The following is a 273-nucleotide window of genomic DNA, read 5'->3' on the forward strand; positions in this document are numbered from 1 at the left end:
CGTCGATCTGGCCAACGTCAAGATGAGCATGAACCCGTTTGACGAAATCGCCGTCGAAGAAGCCGTGCGTCTGAAGGAAGCCGGCATCGCCACGGAAGTCATCGCCGTCTCCTGCGGCGTCGCCGCCTGCCAGGAAACCCTGCGTACCGCGATGGCGATCGGCGCCGATCGCGGCATCCTGATCGAGACCGACGTCGAACTGCAGCCGCTGGCCGTCGCCAAGCTGTTGAAGGCCCTGTGCGACAAGGAACAACCGCAACTCGTCATCTGCGG

At 63.4% G+C, this 273-nt stretch carries 1 protein-coding gene; it reads left to right on the top strand.

Annotation, left to right across the window (positions count from 1 at the left end; translation table 11 throughout):
• A partial coding sequence (locus AT959_RS20830; protein WP_420806638.1) for an electron transfer flavoprotein subunit beta/FixA family protein occupies window positions 1–273 on the top strand: 273 nt, incomplete at both ends.

The sequence above is a fragment of the Dechloromonas denitrificans genome, assembly GCF_001551835.1.
GTDB lineage: Bacteria > Pseudomonadota > Gammaproteobacteria > Burkholderiales > Rhodocyclaceae > Azonexus > Azonexus denitrificans.